Annotated in this window: 17 protein-coding genes; 7 read left to right on the top strand and 10 right to left on the bottom strand. The window is 38.4% G+C overall.

What is annotated here, in order from left to right; translation table 11 throughout:
* Positions 1 to 296, bottom strand: a 296-nt coding sequence (locus B5D46_RS00700; protein WP_078927778.1) for a helix-turn-helix domain-containing protein, incomplete at its 3' end; no start/stop codon positions are given.
* 337 nt (positions 297 to 633) lie between these two features.
* Between B5D46_RS00700 and B5D46_RS00695 the strand changes: the two genes are divergently transcribed.
* Positions 634 to 2,799, top strand: a complete 2,166-nt coding sequence (locus B5D46_RS00695; RefSeq protein ID WP_159442979.1) for an autotransporter outer membrane beta-barrel domain-containing protein — start codon at positions 634 to 636, stop codon at positions 2,797 to 2,799.
* A 58-nt stretch (positions 2,800 to 2,857) separates the two neighbouring features.
* Here B5D46_RS00695 and B5D46_RS00690 read toward each other — a convergent pair whose 3' ends face one another.
* On the bottom strand, positions 2,858 to 3,043 hold the full coding sequence (locus B5D46_RS00690; RefSeq protein ID WP_031490533.1) for an ATP-binding protein: 186 nt from the start codon (positions 3,041 to 3,043) through the stop codon (positions 2,858 to 2,860).
* Positions 3,044 to 3,123: 80 nt separating this feature from the next.
* On the opposite strand from B5D46_RS00690, the gene B5D46_RS00685 reads away from it, so the two are divergent.
* The 4 genes from B5D46_RS00685 (at position 3,124) to B5D46_RS00665 (ending at position 10,538) form a co-directional block, all read left to right on the top strand.
* Positions 3,124 to 4,644 carry a YggS family pyridoxal phosphate-dependent enzyme gene (locus B5D46_RS00685; RefSeq protein WP_078927776.1) on the top strand — a complete coding sequence of 507 codons (1,521 nt, stop codon included), beginning with the start codon at positions 3,124 to 3,126 and terminating at the stop codon, positions 4,642 to 4,644.
* A gap of 15 nt (positions 4,645 to 4,659) precedes the next feature.
* Entirely contained in the window at positions 4,660 to 5,202 is a 543-nt protein-coding gene (locus tag B5D46_RS00680) for a YggT family protein (RefSeq protein WP_078927775.1), read from the top strand.
* Positions 5,203 to 5,499: 297 nt separating this feature from the next.
* Complete coding sequence (locus B5D46_RS00670) at positions 5,500 to 6,960, top strand: hypothetical protein (protein WP_078927773.1); 1,461 nt, start codon at positions 5,500 to 5,502, stop codon at positions 6,958 to 6,960.
* Positions 6,961 to 7,214: 254 nt separating this feature from the next.
* Entirely contained in the window at positions 7,215 to 10,538 is a 3,324-nt protein-coding gene (locus tag B5D46_RS00665; protein ID WP_078927772.1) for an autotransporter family protein, read from the top strand.
* Positions 10,539 to 10,681: 143 nt separating this feature from the next.
* On the opposite strand, the gene parC is transcribed toward B5D46_RS00665, so the two are convergent.
* On the bottom strand, positions 10,682 to 12,997 hold the full coding sequence (parC, locus tag B5D46_RS00660) for a DNA topoisomerase IV subunit A (RefSeq protein WP_078927771.1): 2,316 nt from the start codon (positions 12,995 to 12,997) through the stop codon (positions 10,682 to 10,684).
* Between the two features lie 123 nt (positions 12,998 to 13,120).
* On the opposite strand from parC, the gene B5D46_RS00655 reads away from it, so the two are divergent.
* A complete protein-coding gene (locus tag B5D46_RS00655; protein WP_078927770.1) occupies positions 13,121 to 13,846 on the top strand; it encodes a L,D-transpeptidase family protein in 726 nt (241 codons plus the stop codon).
* Positions 13,847 to 13,984: 138 nt separating this feature from the next.
* Here B5D46_RS00655 and B5D46_RS12430 read toward each other — a convergent pair whose 3' ends face one another.
* The 3 genes from B5D46_RS12430 to B5D46_RS00640 all read right to left on the bottom strand — a co-directional run bounded on the left by B5D46_RS12430 (position 13,985) and on the right by B5D46_RS00640 (position 16,044).
* On the bottom strand, positions 13,985 to 14,557 hold the full coding sequence (locus B5D46_RS12430) for a sugar O-acetyltransferase (protein ID WP_078927769.1): 573 nt from the start codon (positions 14,555 to 14,557) through the stop codon (positions 13,985 to 13,987).
* A gap of 90 nt (positions 14,558 to 14,647) precedes the next feature.
* The gene (locus B5D46_RS00645) at positions 14,648 to 15,790 is read right to left on the bottom strand and encodes an alpha/beta hydrolase (RefSeq protein ID WP_234973800.1); all 1,143 of its coding nucleotides are present in this window, start codon (positions 15,788 to 15,790) and stop codon (positions 14,648 to 14,650) included.
* A 23-nt stretch (positions 15,791 to 15,813) separates the two neighbouring features.
* Positions 15,814 to 16,044: a hypothetical protein gene (locus B5D46_RS00640; RefSeq protein ID WP_074943265.1), complete on the bottom strand. Its 231-nt coding sequence runs from the start codon at positions 16,042 to 16,044 to the stop codon at positions 15,814 to 15,816.
* 118 nt (positions 16,045 to 16,162) lie between these two features.
* On the opposite strand from B5D46_RS00640, the gene B5D46_RS00635 reads away from it, so the two are divergent.
* Positions 16,163 to 17,059: a LysR family transcriptional regulator gene (locus B5D46_RS00635; RefSeq protein WP_078927768.1), complete on the top strand. Its 897-nt coding sequence runs from the start codon at positions 16,163 to 16,165 to the stop codon at positions 17,057 to 17,059.
* Between the two features lie 14 nt (positions 17,060 to 17,073).
* Here B5D46_RS00635 and B5D46_RS00630 read toward each other — a convergent pair whose 3' ends face one another.
* The 4 genes from B5D46_RS00630 to rplQ form a co-directional block, all read right to left on the bottom strand.
* Positions 17,074 to 17,433, bottom strand: coding sequence for a hypothetical protein (locus tag B5D46_RS00630; RefSeq protein WP_031490547.1), 360 nt, complete (start codon positions 17,431 to 17,433; stop codon positions 17,074 to 17,076).
* Positions 17,426 to 17,980 carry a flavin reductase family protein gene (locus tag B5D46_RS00625; RefSeq protein WP_078927767.1) on the bottom strand — a complete coding sequence of 185 codons (555 nt, stop codon included), beginning with the start codon at positions 17,978 to 17,980 and terminating at the stop codon, positions 17,426 to 17,428. Before B5D46_RS00625 ends, B5D46_RS00630 begins: the two co-directional genes overlap by 8 nt.
* A 182-nt stretch (positions 17,981 to 18,162) precedes the next feature.
* Positions 18,163 to 19,152: a DNA-directed RNA polymerase subunit alpha gene (locus B5D46_RS00620; protein WP_037971903.1), complete on the bottom strand. Its 990-nt coding sequence runs from the start codon at positions 19,150 to 19,152 to the stop codon at positions 18,163 to 18,165.
* A 78-nt stretch (positions 19,153 to 19,230) separates the two neighbouring features.
* The gene (gene rplQ / locus B5D46_RS00615; RefSeq protein ID WP_031490551.1) at positions 19,231 to 19,629 is read right to left on the bottom strand and encodes a 50S ribosomal protein L17; all 399 of its coding nucleotides are present in this window, start codon (positions 19,627 to 19,629) and stop codon (positions 19,231 to 19,233) included.
* Positions 19,630 to 19,650: the final 21 nt, after the last annotated feature.

The raw sequence follows: 19,650 nt of genomic DNA, 5'->3' as shown, positions 1-19,650 counted from the left end.
TTGGTCTGATAAATATGATACCAAGTTCTTACACTTTTTTTATCAGGAATACCGTATCTAGTAGCTATATCTCTGAAAGATCCTTCTCCATTTACATAAGCTTTAACAACTGTAATCTTGAAATCCGATGTGTATATATTATATTTACTATGGTCTTGTAATGAATTATTTTCAAGTAATCTTGATAATTCTCTTACGTAATCACGATTCAACCCCCATTTATTCGCAGTACAAGAAGCTCCAATCCTAAAGTAATCTTCAGCAACAAGTAATCTTTGTTCATAAGTTAATTTCATAACAAAACCCCGTTATCAATCATTGTGATCAATAACGGGGTTCATACTATAAAGCTGAGGATTTTTTCATTTATCACTCCCCTTTCCTGAATATTCAGCATCCAGAACGAAAAGTCAGATTCTTAGCCTCAGCATTATGTCTTTTGATGGATGCACTAAAACTTTCTGTACTACCGCAATACTGTGATCTTACGCAGAGATAAACTAAAAAATAATAACTCCAAACTGACAAATTCAGAAAATTCAACAATATTTAAAGTAGTTAAGTTTTCAATTAGACCATTTGATTTTTCAGTATCTTTTGAGACAAGGAGGGGTTACGATGAAAAGGAACACCTTGAATAGAAGTGAAGATTTTACTTTTGAAGGCCGACTATTGCAGACTTCCTCAACTAACTGTCCTTATAAAAAGAATTCTCCTCGAATTAAGCCTCTTGCCGTTGCTTTAAGTATCGTTCTTGCAGGATTATCCTTCTCCAATCAGGTTGAAGCCATAGCACAGGGAACAGCATTTTCATCTCCGTGGATAGTAGAAAAATCAGAAACAGTAAATCTTACACAAGACACTGACAATCAAATAAATGTGATCCCTACTACCAATAATGTAATAGCTGTAATTTACGGAACAATAAACTTTGAATCAAGTGCTTTTATCTACCCTAACAGAACAGGATTACCATTCAACAGTTACAACAGTATAACTGTATACGGTCAAATTTTAGGTAGTGGTAATAATAATCTTTTTGGAGCCTATAACAAAAATCATGCATCTAACCTAACCTTACAAACAAGCAACAATACTGTGATCTTTAAGGCTGGAAGCAAAGTAGATAAGGTACACGTTTATGGAGCAAAGATAGATAATACAGCCGGCGATGCTATTTATGCGTATGCCAACTCCAACACAGTGATTATTGAGAAAGGAAGTGATTATACAGGAAACTGTTATGTAGTTGGCGGATATGCACTTTCAAAAATTCATGCTACAGCCTCTGATAATAAAATTATTATAGGATCAGGTACATTTACCTCCGAAATAATAGCGGGCTGGACTACCACAAAATTGCCAAGCCAGAAAGCAACCATGTCCGACAATGAGGTATATTTATACGGAGATGCTGATGTAAGCGAAGCTGATATTTATGGTGCAATTAGAACAGGTGACGCTGACTCCGGTACTACTGTAATGACAGGAAATACCCTGATCTTCGGCTATAACAACAGCCCATGGGCCCCCGCAAACTATACAATAAATAGTGTAAACAATTTTTCTACAATACGCATGGATGCATTAACCTGGGGAAAAACCATTACCATCAATTCATTAAGGAATAACTCAACCGATTCAACTGAGACAAAAATCAATGCCGAAAATGTAAGTTTCTCTGCTGCTGAGTCGCTATCTCCAGGAGTCAGCTACGATATGCTGACCGTTTCCAATGTAGCAGCAGGAAGTAGCATCGGCTTGTCTTCAGAATCATCAACTTTTACTATTGGATCTACTCTAGAAGGAACTGCTTCCTTAAAATTACAAAATAACACTGTTACCTATACAGTAAATGGGACAGAGACTCAGCCTCAGACCCATACGGCAGCCATGACTATGTCAGCAGGTACAGTTGCCTTAACCCAGGGCGGAGATACATTGTCTGCAGCAGGCTTTAATCTAGCAAATTCAGGAATCAATGGTACACAGGCATTCTCCGCTGTTGGCGGCGGAATGGCTCGAGTTAACACCGGTTCACACGTTAATGTGAATACCCTGAACTTTTCTGTTGGTGTTGGTAACAACATTCAGAACGACTACGGCCAGCTGTCAGTTGGCGCTGCTTTTGAAGCTGGCTTTGGAAAATTCAAGAATCACTTTAATGCTGGCAAGGCTGATCCTTACATCAAGAAAAACGGTGATATTAAATATTACGGTATTGCTGTTTTATCAAATATGGCATTTGAGAATCTATGGCATGTAAACGGAGCTTTAAGATACGGACGCATTGAAACATCTCAGAATAGAGCTGTGTACAATTTCAATACAAATCAGACTTATGACGTTGATTTAAGCTCCTATTATATAGGTGCTGAACTTGGTGGAGGTAAGGTTATCAAACTTGATGATCTTAATTCCCTGGATTTATACGGAAAGTATTTCTTCCTGCATCAGGATGGAAACACCTTTAATGCTGGTGGTAAATACGAGCTTTCATCTGTAGACAGCCACCGTTTAAGACTTGCTGGCAGATACAGTCATAACTATACCCCAACCACAGCTCTATACACAGGTCTGGGGGCTGAGTACGAGTTTGACGGTAAGTCTGAACTTAAGGTTGACGGATTCTGGGCAAAGCCATCCAAAACCGACGGTATTAGAGGATTCGGAGAACTTGGCGTTACCATTACACCGGCATCAAATAAGGGGCTTATTTTTGATTTTGGTATCAAAGGTCTGTTAGGAGATGGATTCAGAGGTGCATGGGCTAATGCAGAGATGAAATATCTGTTCTAAGAGCTCAACGTCTATGCAAAAAGCCATACTAATTTTAGTAGTATGGCTTATTTGTTGTCTATTCGTCGTTTTCGACTTCTTCAATAGCCTCAAAAGGACAAACTGACTGGCAGGCTGCACAATCAGCGCACACAGAGGCCTCAATCTGAAAAGAGCCGTCATCCTGCTGTTCAATAGCTCCGCAAGGGCATATATCCTGGCATTCGCCGCATTCTGAACAAACGTCTTTGTTAATTACAAACATCTGGTTCCACCATATTTGTATGAATAATTCTTGTGGAGGCATATAATACTCTATATTTTTGATTTAAAAAAGGCTTATATATGGACGAGATTAGAGAGAATTTATCAAAAGTTCACCAGGATATTATCTCTTCTTGCAATAAATACGGCAGAAACGAAAAGGATGTCTGCCTTCTTTGTGTATCAAAGACCAAACCTGAGGAAAAAATCATTAAAGCCTATAACTGCGGAGAAAGACACTTTGGCGAGTCTTATGCAGTTGAGGCCAGCGAAAAGATTACCCATCTGAAAGACCAGGGCTATACAGACATCATATGGCATTTCATAGGTCCAATTCAGAAAAACAAAACCCGCCTTATTGCAGAACATTTTGACATAGTTGAGAGTCTGGACAGAGCTATTGTAGCTACCCGTCTTAACGACCAGAGACCAGATAATCTGCCTCCTCTTGAGGTTCTGATTCAGGTTAACATCTCAGATGAAGACCAGAAATCAGGCTGTGATATCAGTGAAATTGACACTCTTATAGAAACCGTTCAGAAATGTCCAAAACTTAAGCTTCGCGGTTTTATGGGAGTTGGTATGGACACTCCTGATTTTGATGTAATCGATAAGGAATTTTCAACATTAAAGTCTTTATTTGATGAATATTCAAAAAAACTTAATGACTTTAATATACTTTCAATCGGCATGACCCACGATCTGGATATTGCAGTTAAGAATCAGACCACTGAGGTTCGTATCGGAACTGCAATCTTCGGCGCAAGAGAATATAAGAGTATGACAGCAGACAATCAGAAAATTGCTTTCATCGGCGGTGGCAATATGTCCACCTGCATTTATGAAAGCATTATTGCATCAGGCTTCAATCCACAGAATATAACAGTTTCAGGTCCTCATATTGAGAAGCTTGAAAAGTTCAAGCAGAAAGGATCTGTTATTACATCAGACAACATCGAAGCATTAAAGAATGCTGATATCGTTTTTTTAGGTGTAAAGCCTCAGATTCTGACCTCAGTGCTGGATGAAATTGCAGCCTCAGGAGTAGCTCTGAACCACAAGTTATTCGTATCAATGGCAGCAGGTTTCAAACTAAGCTCAATTGAAAAGAAGCTGAATACAAAGAAAATCATCCGTATCATGCCTAATACCCCGGCAAAGCTTGGTTTAGGTGTAATTGCTGTAGTTTATGACACTGAAGTTAGTGACAATGAAAAGAAGCTCAGCGAGAAGATGTTATCCGGAATGGGAACCTGCATCGTTGGAGATGAGGATAACCTGAATGTTATCGGAGCAGTAGCCGGCTGTGGTCCTGCATTCGTATACAGATTCATGGAGGCCTTAATCGCTGAAGCGGTAGCTCATGGACTTTCTGCAGACAATGCAAGAAAAATTGTCGAGCAAACTGTTCTCGGATCAGCTAATATGTCTCTTAAAAATCAGGATTGTACTCTGGCATCACTTCGTGAAGCTGTTACCTCAAAAGGTGGTACCACCTATGCTGGTCTTTGCAAGATGACAGAGGGTAACTTTGAACAGATAATGAAAAATACTGTTCAGGCAAGTCTTGATAGAACATATGAATTTGAAAAAATGTTTTAATTAACGGAAAAGACAATGCAGATAAATTTTTACATAATGCTTGCAGAGGCAGTAATTATTCTGTTTGAGCTGCGTTCACTAATGCAGAGCTCTGGTATTGATTACTATCACCCTGCAACCCAGACTGTAGTAAAACTGACTGAGCCTGTTATGAAACTGCTGCCTTTCAGAAACAAGAACATAAAAGGCTTTTACTACGCAGGTTTCATCGTTGCCTTTGTCCTGGCACTGATGTTCTGGTTTGGATTTGTTGCTAAATTTGCAGAATCACTGAATATCACAGCCATCATCATGTTTTCTGTACTGATGACAGTAAAGAGCTTTGGATATCTGATTCTATTCCTGCTCCTAGCTCAGGCTCTGTGCTCATGGCTGCCTGCAACCAGAGGATACAGCTTCATGTTCGGACAGCTGACCTACCCTATTGTTGCTCCTGTGCAGAAGATTATTCCTCCTATCGGAATGATTGATATCTCTCTTATGATTGTGATGATCGCAATCTTTGCATTAAACAGACTGGCCTATTCAATCTTTGGTCTTTACTGGGCAATTCTTTAAAAAAAAAATCTCCAGTCAGTTATAGTCTGACTGGACTAACTATTCACTTAATCGTTTCTTTTCATTCTTTATCAGCAAACAAGACCAAGTAATCATTCCCGTTAAATAACATTCGTTTTTTATCCCAAAAATCACTCAATCTATTCAAAAACCACCTCTTCTGTATAACGAATTCATCTTTTTTTATTTTATTTTTAGATTTGTGACGCACATCATTGAAACGCCATGGGGGGGGTAGAATGAAATTTTCGGATTTGTGTTTTTTCACAACTTTACTAATAAAAAATAAGGAAAAAAATGAACGAAAATGCAGAAGATATTGAGATAGATTTAGTACGACTTTTCAAATATCTTCTTTCAAAATATAAAGCGCATTTACTTTTAGGAATTCTCTTTTCTGTTTTATTGTTTTCTTATAAGTTTTACAAATTTGAATATTCGGACATACCTCTTGAAGAAATTAACAATCTTTTCACAATTCAGAGGGAAGTAAAGTTACCGAATGGTCAGAAGAAAACAGAAAAAACAAAGGTTAACTACCGTTTATACAAGCAGAATTTTCTTGCACAGGAATCAGAATACAATACAGCTTTAAAGAATATTGAATATCAGAAGCAGAAGATTTCTTCAGAAATATCAGACCTGGAGAATGAAGAAGATATTCAGAAAGAATACATGAAGAATTCTATTCTTTATAACATGCAGGATCCAGCAGCGTATCTTGAATGTGACTTTTTGTTCATTGTGTCTAACAAATATCCAAACAACAATTCATTCTCTAACTATAAAAACAATTCAGATAATACAAAATCACTAAGTGATGAAGGTTCGTTCAATTCACCTGTTCTGGACTTTGCAAAGGAACTTATCTCAAGTAAAGATTTAATTGAGAAAGTCTCTAACCACCTGAACATTCCTGTTAAAAATTCAAAGAAACAGATTACAGAACTGACAGAGTTAAAAAAAATTACAAACAACACTTTTGTAATTGAGGCTAAGGGAAATAGTCCAGAAGTAATAGCTTTCCTGAAAGAACATATAAAAGATTTCTACCAGAGGCTAAATGAAGCTTTCAAGAGTGAATACCAGATTTCCTACTCTCAGACTTACTATGGCTCCATCAATAGCTCATGTGTTGAGAAGCTGAAAATCGAAGAGGAAGATAATCTAAACTCTATTATCAATAAGATTGAGAACTGCAAGAATCAAATCAGTAACCTTCAGGAACCTGCACCTATCGAAGAAAAATTAATTGATCTTGATACATACAAAATCATCACTTATATAAAATTCGCCTTAATTGGTCTTGCTGCAGGAATTTTTGCGGGACTATCTCTGTTCGGCTGTAAATATCTATTCGATGGAAAACTAAAGGACGAAACCTACCTGCAGAAGCTATTCTCAATAAAGATTCTTGCCTGTATTCATGATGGGGCTTTCAACGAGAAAAACCATAACGAAGAAAAACGTCTTAGTCAGTCAATTGAGTACTTATGCAAGGATAAAACAAAGATTTCCATCGTAAGCACACTTGATTTAGATGAAATCTATGAGCCCGTTAAAGTCATTGAGAACACGTTCTATAACACAAATACCGAAGTAATTGTCAAAAAGCCTTTTGAAATTAAAGAAATAACAGGTAGCGATGCTGTTGTAATTATTGAAAAACTGGATAGTACAAACATCAAGGATGCTGTTTCAGAGATCAATTTCCTAAAGGAAATTGAATGCAAAATCATCGGTATTGCTTATGCGTAATAAATAACATTTTGAGGTATATGAAAACATTATGAAAAAAAGAAAACTAACTATCTGTGTATTTATATATCTTATTGCAGTTTTATTTTTGGGGAGTTCACTCTTTGTTTACGGATGCGACAGTTCATCCGACTATAAAACAATAAAAATGAAACATGGAGATATTCCCCTGCCAAAGCCAATCAAACAACAGAAATAAACATATTTGGTTGAGATTTAATCTCTTTTTTATTTAGGTATGATGGAGAATTGTTATGATTAAACAAACAAGAAATGCTATGCATATGCTTATTGAAGCTTATAAAGCTGTATATAAACAAGCTATGTCAAAAGGCACCGGAGTTAAATATGCTGGAGGTAATTTACTTAAGTTACTATTAGTTTTATCTTCAGTAGGCTGTGCTCAGGCTTCAACATCTATAAACTTACCATTTGGAAACAGAAGTTTATACGACACAACTCCAACTATTTATGAAACCCCTTTAACAAACAATTCTGATGTTAATGCAGTAGGTAATCTTGGACATGAAATGGCATGGATGCTTTTGGAGGCATATGAACATACCAACAGCACTAACGAATTAAAAGCGGATATAGAAAGTGAAGGCGGATCTTACCAGAATGCTGTTAATCTTTTAAATCAGGCTAATTTTCAAAATGTAACAACTCTTGATTTGGCTAACACTGCAGATATAACCTTAAATAGTGTTACAGTTAATGGAGGACTAGTTTTCCTTGAGACTGGATTTGGTGAAAATCAATCGCTAACCATAAACGGAGAAACTAATGTAAAACAAGGCTTTTTATACCTCGGAACCAGAACAGATGAGAATGCTCCTGACTCTACTGTTACAGCTACAGGCCTTGTCACCTACAGTGGCATATCAACAGGTGAAATAAAAGGAAAGACCAATCTAAATGGAGGTCTTTTAATTGAGGATTATGCCAGTGTAGATCTAGGAAGTGGTTCTGATATCACAGGTAATATTACAATTACTTCAAAAGGACCTACAGATTCAAATGCTTTTTCTAATTTAGAAAAACAGTACGGTGTTTGGGGAAAATCTATTAGTAAATTCCTGGAAGAAGAAAGTGAAACAACCGGTGGATTGAATGTTGGACATGGTTCATCAAAAATTACCGGTAAAGTTGATATAGATGGGGGAATGCTTACCGTTGTTGATTTCGCAGATGTTTCATCAGACGAATCTCCAGCTCCGGAATTAACCATTGATGGTGATGTAAATGTAACCAATGGTGGTGAAATTGTAGTTATGGGAACAAAAGATACTTCGGGAAATTCTTATCATGCAAAGCTTACTATAGAAGAGGATCTCAATGTATCTGGTTCAAATTCTCTTGTTAGTGTTGGAAGTAAAAAAAATTCTGAGGCTCAGGGAGAACTTATAGTAAAAGGAAAAACAATCGTTGATAATAATGGAAAGATTGTTATTGGACAAAACGGAAGTGCTATTCTCTACGGTGATGCAGAGTTAGATGGAGCAAACTCTATTTCAACATATGGTAATGGAACTGTAACATATAAAGGAACAACTACCATTAACAAACTTGAAACTTCAGATAAAACCTCTGATTACGTATTTGAAAAAGAAGCTGAGTTAACTGACGCCAATATCACCCTAAAGGATGTAACTTTCAAAGAAACAGCTACACTTAATAAAGCAAAAATTTCAGCAGAAAAGCTAGCTTTTGAGAATACAGCTCAACTAAATACTGCTACGATTTCAACAAAGGAGTTAACTTTCGCAAAAGATGCCGAAGTAAAATCAGCTAATGTTACAACAAATACACTAACATTCAACGATGAAGCTAAAGTTTATGACTCAACAATTCAAGCGTCTGAAGTTAACCTATCAAGTCTATTAAAGCTTGATCCATCAACTTTGACCACATCTTCACTTCTATTTAACAACAATGGTAAGTTAGCAATCTTAACTGGTTCTGCCACCTATGTTGGAAACAGCAGTAATTTTGACTCAACTGGTTCTGTTGCAGAAGGTAAGGCATTATTATCATTAGCATCGGGAATTACTCTAGACAGTACCAATGCAATTTATTTAAGCGGTACAGAAGATAACGACGATTCAATTACAGTCAGTGATAATAGTGTAACCTTAAAATCAGGTTCCACTCTTGAACTATACGGAGGAGCATTCACCAACGGTGCTGCTATTACCTTCTCAAATGGAAATGGTACTTTCACTGTTGAAGACGGCTCAAAGATTGTTCTTAAAGGAAAACAGGCCTCAGGAAAGAATGTTGTAGTAACTGGCGCTTCAGGTGGCGTTAACACATATACCGACGATTGGAAAGATTATCTATCATCAGGAAATCTTCTTTATCAGATTAATGATGTTACTAAGGACAATGGACAATACGTTATTGACCTTGGAATATCAACTACAGGTGTAGCAGCATTAAGCGATGGTATTAGCCCAAGCTTATCAAAAGCTATCGTAAATCAGGCTAATGGTACTGGTACAGATTCAACCAAGAATAATGGTCTTGGCATCATGACTCAAATGATGGAGAACATTGGAACAGGTTCTTCAGCAGAAATCAGCAGATTCCGTGACGAGGCTAACTCTGTAACAGGATTCATCTTCGGTGGTGTACCTCTGTTAAATGAACTTGTTGCTCAGATTGCTCACGACAATGTTGAACAGCACAATGGCTTCACAACTACTGGCGCAAACCACGCAGCTGTTAAGGGAACCAATGCTACTGTCTGGGCAATGCCATTCTACAAGCAGTCTAAATCAGACTCCTTCAAGATTGAAGGTTCAACCTATGGTCTGAAGGCTAAGATTTATGGCTTAAGTATGGGTACTGATTTTGAAGTTGCTGACGGCTTCCGTCTGGGCTTTGATGGTATCGTAGGTCATGCTAAGACTGACAGCAGAGGAAGCTTAGACCCTTCTGAGGATGATGCTTCATTCTGGGGGCTTGGTACCTATGGTTCATATAACTATGAGAACCTGAAGGTTATGGCAGATATTGGTTATACAGCAATGAATACCGATACTGACCTTCACACCTCATATGGTACTCTGACAGCAAAGAACACCAAGTCATATACATTTACAACAGGTGTTAACGCCAAGTACAACTTTGCTCTAACCTATGCTGACGTTGCTCCTCATGTTGGTATTCGTTACAACCACTCTAACATCGATAAGTACAAGGTTAAGAGACAGGGTGATGTAATGTTGACTGGTGACAGCATCAGCCAGAACTACTTCCAGTTCCCTATCGGTGTAGAGGTTTCAAAACAGTTTGTCTGTGGCGAATGGAACTTAAAGCCAATGTTTGATTTAACAGCAACAATCAACGCTGGTGATAAAGATCTTGATGCTAAGACAACTCTTACTGGCTTTGATAACAAATATGGTGAGGTTTCAACCAACGCTGAAGTTCTTGACACTGTAAGTATTCGTGGAAGTCTTGGTTTAGAAGCTAAGTATGGTGCTTTAGGACTAGATGTAGGATACTCCTTCACTGGTTCAGAAAACGTAAAGGACCATGTCTTCGCAGCTGGAGTTAAGTACACATTCTAAAAGAATAGCTACAACTGTATCCTAAGCTCCCTTTCAACAAAAGGGGGCTTTTTTTATCAGATTAATAAAAAAACAACTGAATAAAAAAAACTCCAGTCAGTTTTTATTCTGACAGGAGACCTTCGTAAAATCCAATCTTAAACTTACTCTAAAGTAAACTCTGGAATCTCTTCCTCAGCATTCTCATCTGCATCAGACTTAGGAAGTTCAACTTCCAAGGAAGTAATCTTCTGATATCCGCGAGGAAGCATATCACCTACCTTGGTTCTGCTTCCAAGTCTTTCAAGAATTTCCTTATTGTTAAGCTTGATAATCTTCTTTCCTGAATGAACAGTTAAGGATGCTCCTTCAGGGATAATCGCCATGGTAGCAAGACCATCTGCGCCAATGGTTACCTTAGCGGTATTAAGTCCCATCAGCTTATTACCCTTTCCAGATGAAAGCTCTGGAAGTTCATCAAGCTTGTAAATAAGAAGACGTCCAGCCTTACTTGCAACAGCAAGCAGGTCTGTCTTCCTGTCGATAACTTCAACTGGAGGCAGAATTACAGCATCCTCATCAAGATTGATTAGTGCCTTACCTGCCTTTGCTCTTGTCTGCATATCTGTAGACAGAGTTATGAAGCCTCTACCCTTGTCAGTTGCAACAACCAGATACATATCCTTCTTAGGCACAATCACATGACAGGCTTTTTCACCAGGCTGGAAGTTAACCTTGGCTGACAGTGGCTCACCCTGACCTCTTGCAGAAGGGAGGTCTTTAATATCAACACTATAGGCACGGCCCAGTGTAGAGATGAAGCTGGCCTGATCATTAGTCTTACCAGAAGCCTTTGACAGGAACTTATCTCCAGAACGGTAATTGAGTGATGAAGCATCAACGTCATGACCTGATGCTGCACGAACCCAGCCCATCTTTGAGAGAACAACAGTAACAGGAGTACTTGGAATAAGCTCCTCTTCCTTAATGGCTACAGCAGCCTCTCTCTGAACTACAGGACAGCGTCTCTCATCACCGTATAGTTTTGCATCAGCAAGGATTTCCTTCTTCAGGAAGGTCTTAAAGCGAGCATCTGAGCCTAACAGAGTCTCAAGATGTTTCTTCTCGTCATTAAGCTTATCCATCTCAGCTTTGATCTTAATCTCTTCAAGTCTTGCCAGCTGACGCAGCTTGGTCTCAAGGATATATTCAACCTGAGCCTCAGACAGACCGAATCGTTCAATCAGCTTGCTCTTAGGATCATCTTCATGGCGGATAATCTCAATAACCTCGTCGATATTGAGCATTACCAGCATAAAGCCTTCTAAGAGGTGTAATCTCTTGTTTACAGCTTCAAGGCGATGAGAAAGTCTCTTCTTAACTGTTTCTGTTCTGAATACCAGCCACTCATTCAGGATTGTCTTTAAATCCTTAACAGCAGGCTTGCCATCCAGACCAAGAATATTGATATTTACTCTGTAGGTGTTCTCAAGTGAGGTCACAGCATACAGGTGTTCCATCAGCTCGTCGATATTCACACGATTTGAGCGAGGAGTAATCACAATACGGATAGGATTGTTTCTATCTGAGGCATTGGTAATATCTGAAACCAGGGGCAGCTTCTTTTTGCTCATCAGATCGGCAATCTGTTTCTCAACAGTACCAACAGAAATCTGATATGGCAGAGAGGTAATGATAATCTCATTCTTCTCTACTGTATAAACAGCTCGCTGTCTGATTGTACCTTTACCTGTTTCGTAGATCTTTCTTAATTCTTCCTCAGAGTTGGTAATCTCTGCAGCGCATGGATAGTCAGGAGCAGGAACAAACTTCATCAGATCAGATACAGATGCATCTGGCTTATCAATCAGCTGAACTACCGCATTGGCAATCTCATTGAGGTTATGAGGAGGAATATCTGTAGCCATACCTACGGCAATACCTGTTGTGCCGTTTAAAAGAATATTTGGCAGTCTTGCAGGCAGATACTTTGGTTCATCTACAGTACCATCAAAATTAGGGATCCAGTCAACACATCCTGTATTCAGATCCTGAAGGAGAACCTCTGAATAGGGAGCAAGTCTTGACTCGGTATAACGCATTGCAGCGAATGATTTAGGATCTTCAACATCACCCCAGTTACCCTGACCATCAACCAGAGGATATCTGTAGGAGAAAGGCTGAGCCATCAGTACCATAGCTTCATAGCAGGCACTGTCTCCATGTGGATGATATTTACCCAGAACTTCACCGACAGTTCTTGCTGACTTTACATGCTTTGCCTTTGCATTAATGCCAAGCTTGGCCATGGCATACACAATTCTTCGCTGCACAGGTTTCATACCGTCAGCAACAGAAGGCAGAGCACGATCTCTGATTACACTCATGGAGTAATTCAGATAAGCATTTTCAGCGAACTGCTGTAAAGGCATCAGTTCGATGCCTTCAAGGCTTAAATTTCGATTTTTTTCTTCTGACATTTAAAATTTTCCACACAACAAACCACGTTGCGTTTATAATTTAGATATATAACTATTCTATTTTAAATTAATACAGCAAATATTTTAAATTTTTTTAAGTGTACTTCGTTTTTGGTATGCGTTATGAGATATGTACGATTTTTATCAGCTTTAGCATTAGTTAGCTGTATTTTTTCCTCATCAGCTAAAACTGTTCACGATATTCCTGACACTCTTCTGGCAAGAGCGGTTACTGCATCTATTCCTTATGATGCACAGTTTGACTACGGCAAACAGGGTAAATCTGCGGATTTTATCAATTCTATCTATCCTGACTACCAGTCAGCAGTTGGCACTTCAACTAATACCGCAGGCAGAACAGCAAATTTAGCTTCAAGCTCTGTAAATACAGAGGCAGTAACTCATTCCTCCTCATTCACCAATAAGATTGTTGACAGAGTTATAGTAAATAAGCGGGCTCACCAGATGATCCTGATGAAGGATGGACGTGAAGTCAGAAAATTCTGGATTGCCCTATCAGACAGACCTGAAGGCAAGAAGATGTTCGAAGGTGACAGAAGAACTCCTGAAGGAACCTATATTCTTGATTATGTAAAAAGACGTTCAAGCTTCTATAAAGCTTTCCATATCTCCTATCCAAATGCTCAGGATATCGAGAATGCCCGTAAATACGACAGAAGACCTGGTGGCATGATTATGGTTCACGGTCAGCCTAATTCAAAGAGAGAATATCATGACTCCATTCAGAGAACCAACTGGACCAATGGATGCATTGCTCTTTTGAATCCTGATATGGATATCTTCATGTCAATGGTGGATGAAGGTACACCAATAACAATCAATCCTTAATAAAATATCTTTTCGTCTCAAAGTCCACAAAATTAGTGGACTTTATCGTTTCTGACTGCACGAAAATCCCTTCATAAATCTGCATTCTCTCTGTTTCCTATTTTCTGAAAGCACTCTCCATAAAAAGGAAATACAAAACTAGTTCTGAGGAATTGTTTTTATTACTTTTGCAGGAACTCCGCCAACAATTGTATTAGCAGGAACATCTCTAGTAACAACAGCACCTGCTGCTATCACAGCACCATCACCGACATTAACTCCCTGAAGAACGGTTGCATTAGATCCTATCCATACATTTTTCCCAATCGTTATAGGCTTAGGAAGCAGACATCCTCTTTTATCTGGATTTAAATCGTGATTTAAAGTTGCCAGCACCACATTGTGACCAATTAATGTACCATCGCCTATGGTTATACCCCCCTGATCCTGAAAGCATACACCACTGTTAATAGTAACATGCCCCTTTAGATGAGTGTTCTGACCAAAGTCTGTATGGAAAGGAGGAAAAAGAACCAGCTTACCTCTTACATCCTCCCCGGTTAGCTCTGAGAAAAGCTCTTCGATTTCTTCAGGAGTACGGTACGAGTTATTTATTTTTGAGGTAATTCTTAAAGCTCGCTGTGTCATTTCAAGACAAAAAGGAAAGGCGTCAGAAGTTACTTCTACCATTTCCTGGTTATTCATTTTGTTTAAAAAAGTTGTTAAATCCATGTCTTTCTCAGGTGATTTATCAAGAAACCGTTAAAATAAATAATATCCGGATGCTTCCATCCGGACAATAAACATAAGGACATTTATTTATTATTTAAGATTCTTATTGAAGAAATTCTCAATCTGATTAAAAGGAATCTTATCCATCTGATCATAGAGATCTGCGTGAGTTGCCCCCTTTACTACAATCAGCTCCTTAGGAGATGAAGCTGCCTTGTAGACATTATCTGAGAAATACTTTGAATGGGCCTTATCACCAGTAATCAGCATTAGAGGACGAGGAGACAGTTCCTTGATATTATCCATTAGGCTGAAGTTAAAGAAGCCGTATGCTGTGGTTGAATCCCAGGCAGAGGTATTTGAGTTAATAGCTCTTGGATGATAAGCTCTACCAATGTAATAGCCATAGAAATCCTTTGAGACAGGGTCGGCATCTGCTGGCAGAGTATCAGGGAACATCTTGTCAAAAGTCTGGATATTACCGTTAGCATCAACACCTAACTCATGAGCACCGCGAATTGATTCACCGCTCTTGGCCTCGGCATCTCTCATTTTGGCTAAATGCTGCTTAACAATGTTTCTTTGCTCATCTGTATAGTATGCACCGTTATAATGGTCAGAAATACTCTCAGACATGTCGTACATAGCTGAGGTGACAACAGCTTTAATACGGACATCGTTTGATGCTGCAGTAATTGCCATTCCAGAAAGACCACAGATACCAATTGCACCAATCTTCTGTGGATCAACAAAGGTCAGATTGCTGATAAAATCAACTGCAGCACTGTAATCCTCAGTAAAGATCTCAGGTGATCCCATATTACGGCGAACACCAGATGATTCACCTGTCATTGAAGGATCAAAAGCAACAGTAACATAACCTCGCTTAGCCATTTCCTGAGCGTATAGACCAGATGACTGTTCCTTAACCGCACCAAATGGTCCAGTAATTACCAATGAACTGTATTTTTTAGTGTTATCAAAATCTTTAGGCAGATATAAGTGACCTGCAACCTCAAAACCGTAACGATTTTGGAAAACTACTTTCAGAACTTCAATGCTCTTATCAACATTGAAAACACGAGTATCATCTTTTAAAGCCTCAACAGAAGCATTCTTCATCTGAGAAGCCTTTGCCACAACAGATACAGGAACCTCATTTGCCATTACATTAACAGAACTCATAAGCATTGCTCCTGCAATCATTGAAGTTACAAATTTATTAAGTTTCATATAGGTCTCCGTGGTAATTTAATTTATTTTTTCTGCTCGATTTTTCTGATTAGATAATCAAGCGTATCCAATTCAAATTGAACCTTTGTTAATTTTTCTCTTAGGCATTTTCTTTCACCTTTTAACTGTAAAAGCATTTTGCCAAGTTCTTCGTTCTCATAACATTCAGCACAGGATTCACACATTTCATCAGAGCAACCAGCATCAGATAAACTCTTTATAAGTTGCTGCTTATACGTTGTTACTGCTTTCATATGTCCTCCCTGTGCAATTAAATATACATTGAAAAAATATAATGACAAATGGTAATATTTCATTACGGATTATTCTTATTTGGAATAATTTATAAAGATTAACAGGTTAAGAAAAAAAATGGATATAAAGCTATTAAAAAATTTTTTACAGATCGCTCGTATAGGTAATATGACAAAAGCCTCTCAAATGCTTTATATATCTCAGTCAGCACTTTCTAAACAGATGAAAGAGCTTGAAGAGGAATTTGGTTGTAATCTGTTTATACGACAGAAGGAAGGTATGGTGCTTACTGAGGAAGGCTATATTCTGAGAAAACGAGCTGAAGATATAGTTTCTTTGTTTGAAAAGACAAAACAGGACTTCGAGGATTTAGAAAAAATTACTGGAGGAGATATTCATGTGGGGGCAGCTGAAACCTGTCATATGGATATATTTGCCAGAGAGCTGTTAGCATTCAGAAAGGATTATCCAAATCTGCGCTGCCACATTATAAGTGGAATGACTGAACAGGTTACACAAATGCTAGATCATGGACTTTTAGATATAGCAATAATATCTGGTCAGCCAAATATCGAAAAATACAATCATATACGTTATCCTGCTGAAGATCAGTGGGGAGCAGTTGTTGCAAAGGGACATCCCCTCTCAGATGCTAAACGAATAACAATTAACGAATTAAAAAACTATAACCTTATGATGTCGACACAGGGCTTATCTGAGGAGATTCGCAAGTGGTGCGGACAGTATGCTGATTTATTGAATGTTAGCGATACAGTCAATCTGGCTTACAACGGCTCAGTATTTGTAAAAGAAAAAGTTGCAGTATTACTATCATATAAGGGACTCGCAAATACATCAGACGAAAACAATCTGTGCTGGATTCCCTTATATCCAAAACTAACTACACCTTTATACGTGATTTGGAGAAAATACCAGGTATTTACCCCCATCGTGGATCTGTTTTTTAAACAGCTTATCAATTCGTTTGAAGAAACAAATAAGGAAGACTATTAAAATCCACGCAGTCTTTAATCTTCAGGGAACCAGTTGGCTGATAATGTTGCTTCATCATCTCTGGTTTCGTTGAAAAAGATTTCAACAGCCTTGATATCATTCTTTAAAGAACCGTCTTCAGCAACGAACTGTACAGTAGCACATAAAACCTTATCAGTATCACCGATTTCAGGATCGTATTCGTCATCCTCAGAAGCGTTTCTTAAAGAGATCTCCATAGAATAATCGCTGTCATTATCCAGCTTATACAGTCTGTCATATGCATCTTCATCATTTAAAGGAAGAGCATCTGAAGCCAGAATATGGAATAAATCCAGTGCATAATCAACGTATTCGTTGAACTCGTCTTCGGTTAGAGCTTCAATATTAATCATTAGTCTTTAGTTCTCCACCGGTACAGAAAACTGCTTCAGAAACATGGTGAAGAGTGTTCAGACAGCCTTTCTTAAAACTGTTAGACGCATCATCCCACATATTTTCCTGAACATAACAGTTCTTTACTTTAGCCAGACAGATTCCTTTATCCTCAAACAGAGCCTTATCATTAAGCTCACACTCAAAATAAGCCAAAGCACCTTTGATTACAGGCATCTTAAAGAGTTCAGATTCCTCGGTCTCAACCTTCTGATCAACAAACTTGTTAACTGAACAGTCTCTACCATGTACAGAACCAAGCTTAAGGATTTCAGGGATCTGATTTGAACTTGGTATAGCTACAACAATCTTGCTGCCGTTTCTGATGTTTTCTGTAGTTGTATGACCCTTATCTAGAACCAGAATAAGTTCATCTGTATCAAAAGGACAGTTCCAGGCTGCACTCATACCATCTGGTACACCATCCTTTGATTTGGTGAAGATACAAATCATAGGACCACCGGTAAATGCCCTGTATGCATGGTTTAATTCTATATTCTTATACATTCATCTTTCCTTAGTTATGCATATACATAAAATCATACGCTATGAAAAGAATAACATGAATCGAAATTTATAGAATAGTGGCTATTGCACAGAATGATTAAGAAATGAATGAAATTGATAAAAATGAGAAAAGAGAGACTACAGAAATGAAACAGCCGCATAAGAATGCGGCCATTTGAAAATTACATTATTGAATCAAGCTCTGCTGGAGGCCAGTTCTCTAGGCGCATACCAAGAGATAATCCTCTCTCTGCAAGAACATCCTTGATCTCAGTAAGTGATTTTTTACCAAGATTTGGAGTCTTAAGAAGCTCAACTTCAGTCTTCTGTACTAGATCACCAATGTACTTGATGCCTTCAGTCTTTAAGCAGTTAGCTGAACGAACAGTTAACTCTAGATCCTCAACAGGACAGATCAACTTAGGATCGATTAGAGGACGGAATGAAGCATCTTCAGCAGGTGCTACAGAATTTCTGATATCAACGAATGAATTTAGCTGATCAGCAAAAATGGTTGCTGCGATTCCAACAGCATTCTTTGGATCGATAGTACCGTTGGTTTCGATGTCTAGAATTAACTGCTCTTTCTTGTCTGCTAGTGGAGCAGTGTGAACTGCTACGTTAAGTACTGGACAGTAAGAAGCGTCAATTAGTAGACGACCAATAAATCTTTCTTCAGTGCCATCAACATGTGGATGATTTACTGAAGGAACATATCCACGACCACGGGTTACGTGTAGGTGCATATTAAGTTCTTTGTTCTCTTCTGTCAGATGACAGATGATCTGCTCAGGATTTCTAATTTCGATGCCAGCAGGACACTGAATATCACCTGCAGTAACAGGGCCAATGCCTTTCTTTCTAATATGAAGAACTGGTTCATCTCTTAGCATTCCTTCAGCAGCTACAGCAACTTCTTTTAAATTTAAAAGAATAAGAAGAACATCTTCTTGTATGCCTTCTACTGCACTGTATTCATGCACTACACCATCAATTTCAACTGCGGTGATGGCATATCCAGGAATAGAGGACAGCATAATACGACGGAGTGCTGTGCCTACAATTTGAGCATAGTGTGGCTCAAATGGCTCAAGAATTACACGGCTTATATTATGAGAAAGCTCAGTAACATCTTTTATGTTTGGCTTAATAGAATCAATGATCTGATCCAAGGTCTCACCCTCGTTTTTAAGTACAGTTAGTAAGCTATAAATCTAAATGGGCGCAATTATACAGCGCCCATAAGGATTTTATTCAGCTGCAGATGAATCTTTTGACTCTTCAGCAACTTCTGGGCGGTCAGTTAGCATGATGTAAGCAACTGGTGCTCTATCACATGCACGTAAACCAGCCTTTAAGATACGGGTGTAGCCGCCGTTACGGTTAGCAGATAGCTTACCGATAACAGTGAATAGCTTAGCTACAACTGCATCGTCACGTAGACGAGCAAAAGCTAAACGACGGTTAGCAACAGTATCAACCTTAGCTAGAGTGATTAATGGCTCAACGAAGCGACGTAGTTCCTTAGCCTTAGGAACAGTGGTCTTGATTACTTCGTAAGTGATTAATGCCTTAGCTAGGTTACGGTACAATGCAGCACGATGTGCTGAAGTACGACCTAAATGACGGCCACTTAAACGATGACGCATTTTTAATTCCTTCTAAAACAG

It is taken from the genome of Succinivibrio dextrinosolvens DSM 3072, from assembly GCF_900167015.1.
GTDB lineage: Bacteria > Pseudomonadota > Gammaproteobacteria > Enterobacterales > Succinivibrionaceae > Succinivibrio > Succinivibrio dextrinosolvens.
Note: the sequence above shows the minus strand (reverse complement) of the source record. Positions and strands in the feature narration are given on the sequence as shown.

Coding starts and splice junctions, on each gene's coding strand:
- B5D46_RS00645 (WP_234973800.1), bottom strand. CDS start 15,790: ATGAAACTTAATAAATTTGTAACTTCAATGATTGCAGGAGCAATGCTT.
- B5D46_RS00680 (WP_078927775.1), top strand. CDS start 4,660: ATGCAGATAAATTTTTACATAATGCTTGCAGAGGCAGTAATTATTCTG.
- parC (WP_078927771.1), bottom strand. CDS start 12,997: ATGTCAGAAGAAAAAAATCGAAATTTAAGCCTTGAAGGCATCGAACTG.
- B5D46_RS00635 (WP_078927768.1), top strand. CDS start 16,163: ATGGATATAAAGCTATTAAAAAATTTTTTACAGATCGCTCGTATAGGT.
- B5D46_RS00670 (WP_078927773.1), top strand. CDS start 5,500: ATGAACGAAAATGCAGAAGATATTGAGATAGATTTAGTACGACTTTTC.
- B5D46_RS00690 (WP_031490533.1), bottom strand. CDS start 3,043: ATGTTTGTAATTAACAAAGACGTTTGTTCAGAATGCGGCGAATGCCAG.
- B5D46_RS00630 (WP_031490547.1), bottom strand. CDS start 17,433: ATGATTAATATTGAAGCTCTAACCGAAGACGAGTTCAACGAATACGTT.
- B5D46_RS00685 (WP_078927776.1), top strand. CDS start 3,124: ATGGACGAGATTAGAGAGAATTTATCAAAAGTTCACCAGGATATTATC.
- B5D46_RS00665 (WP_078927772.1), top strand. CDS start 7,215: ATGATTAAACAAACAAGAAATGCTATGCATATGCTTATTGAAGCTTAT.
- rplQ (WP_031490551.1), bottom strand. CDS start 19,629: ATGCGTCATCGTTTAAGTGGCCGTCATTTAGGTCGTACTTCAGCACAT.
- B5D46_RS00625 (WP_078927767.1), bottom strand. CDS start 17,980: ATGTATAAGAATATAGAATTAAACCATGCATACAGGGCATTTACCGGT.
- B5D46_RS12430 (WP_078927769.1), bottom strand. CDS start 14,557: ATGGATTTAACAACTTTTTTAAACAAAATGAATAACCAGGAAATGGTA.
- B5D46_RS00640 (WP_074943265.1), bottom strand. CDS start 16,044: ATGAAAGCAGTAACAACGTATAAGCAGCAACTTATAAAGAGTTTATCT.
- B5D46_RS00655 (WP_078927770.1), top strand. CDS start 13,121: ATGAGATATGTACGATTTTTATCAGCTTTAGCATTAGTTAGCTGTATT.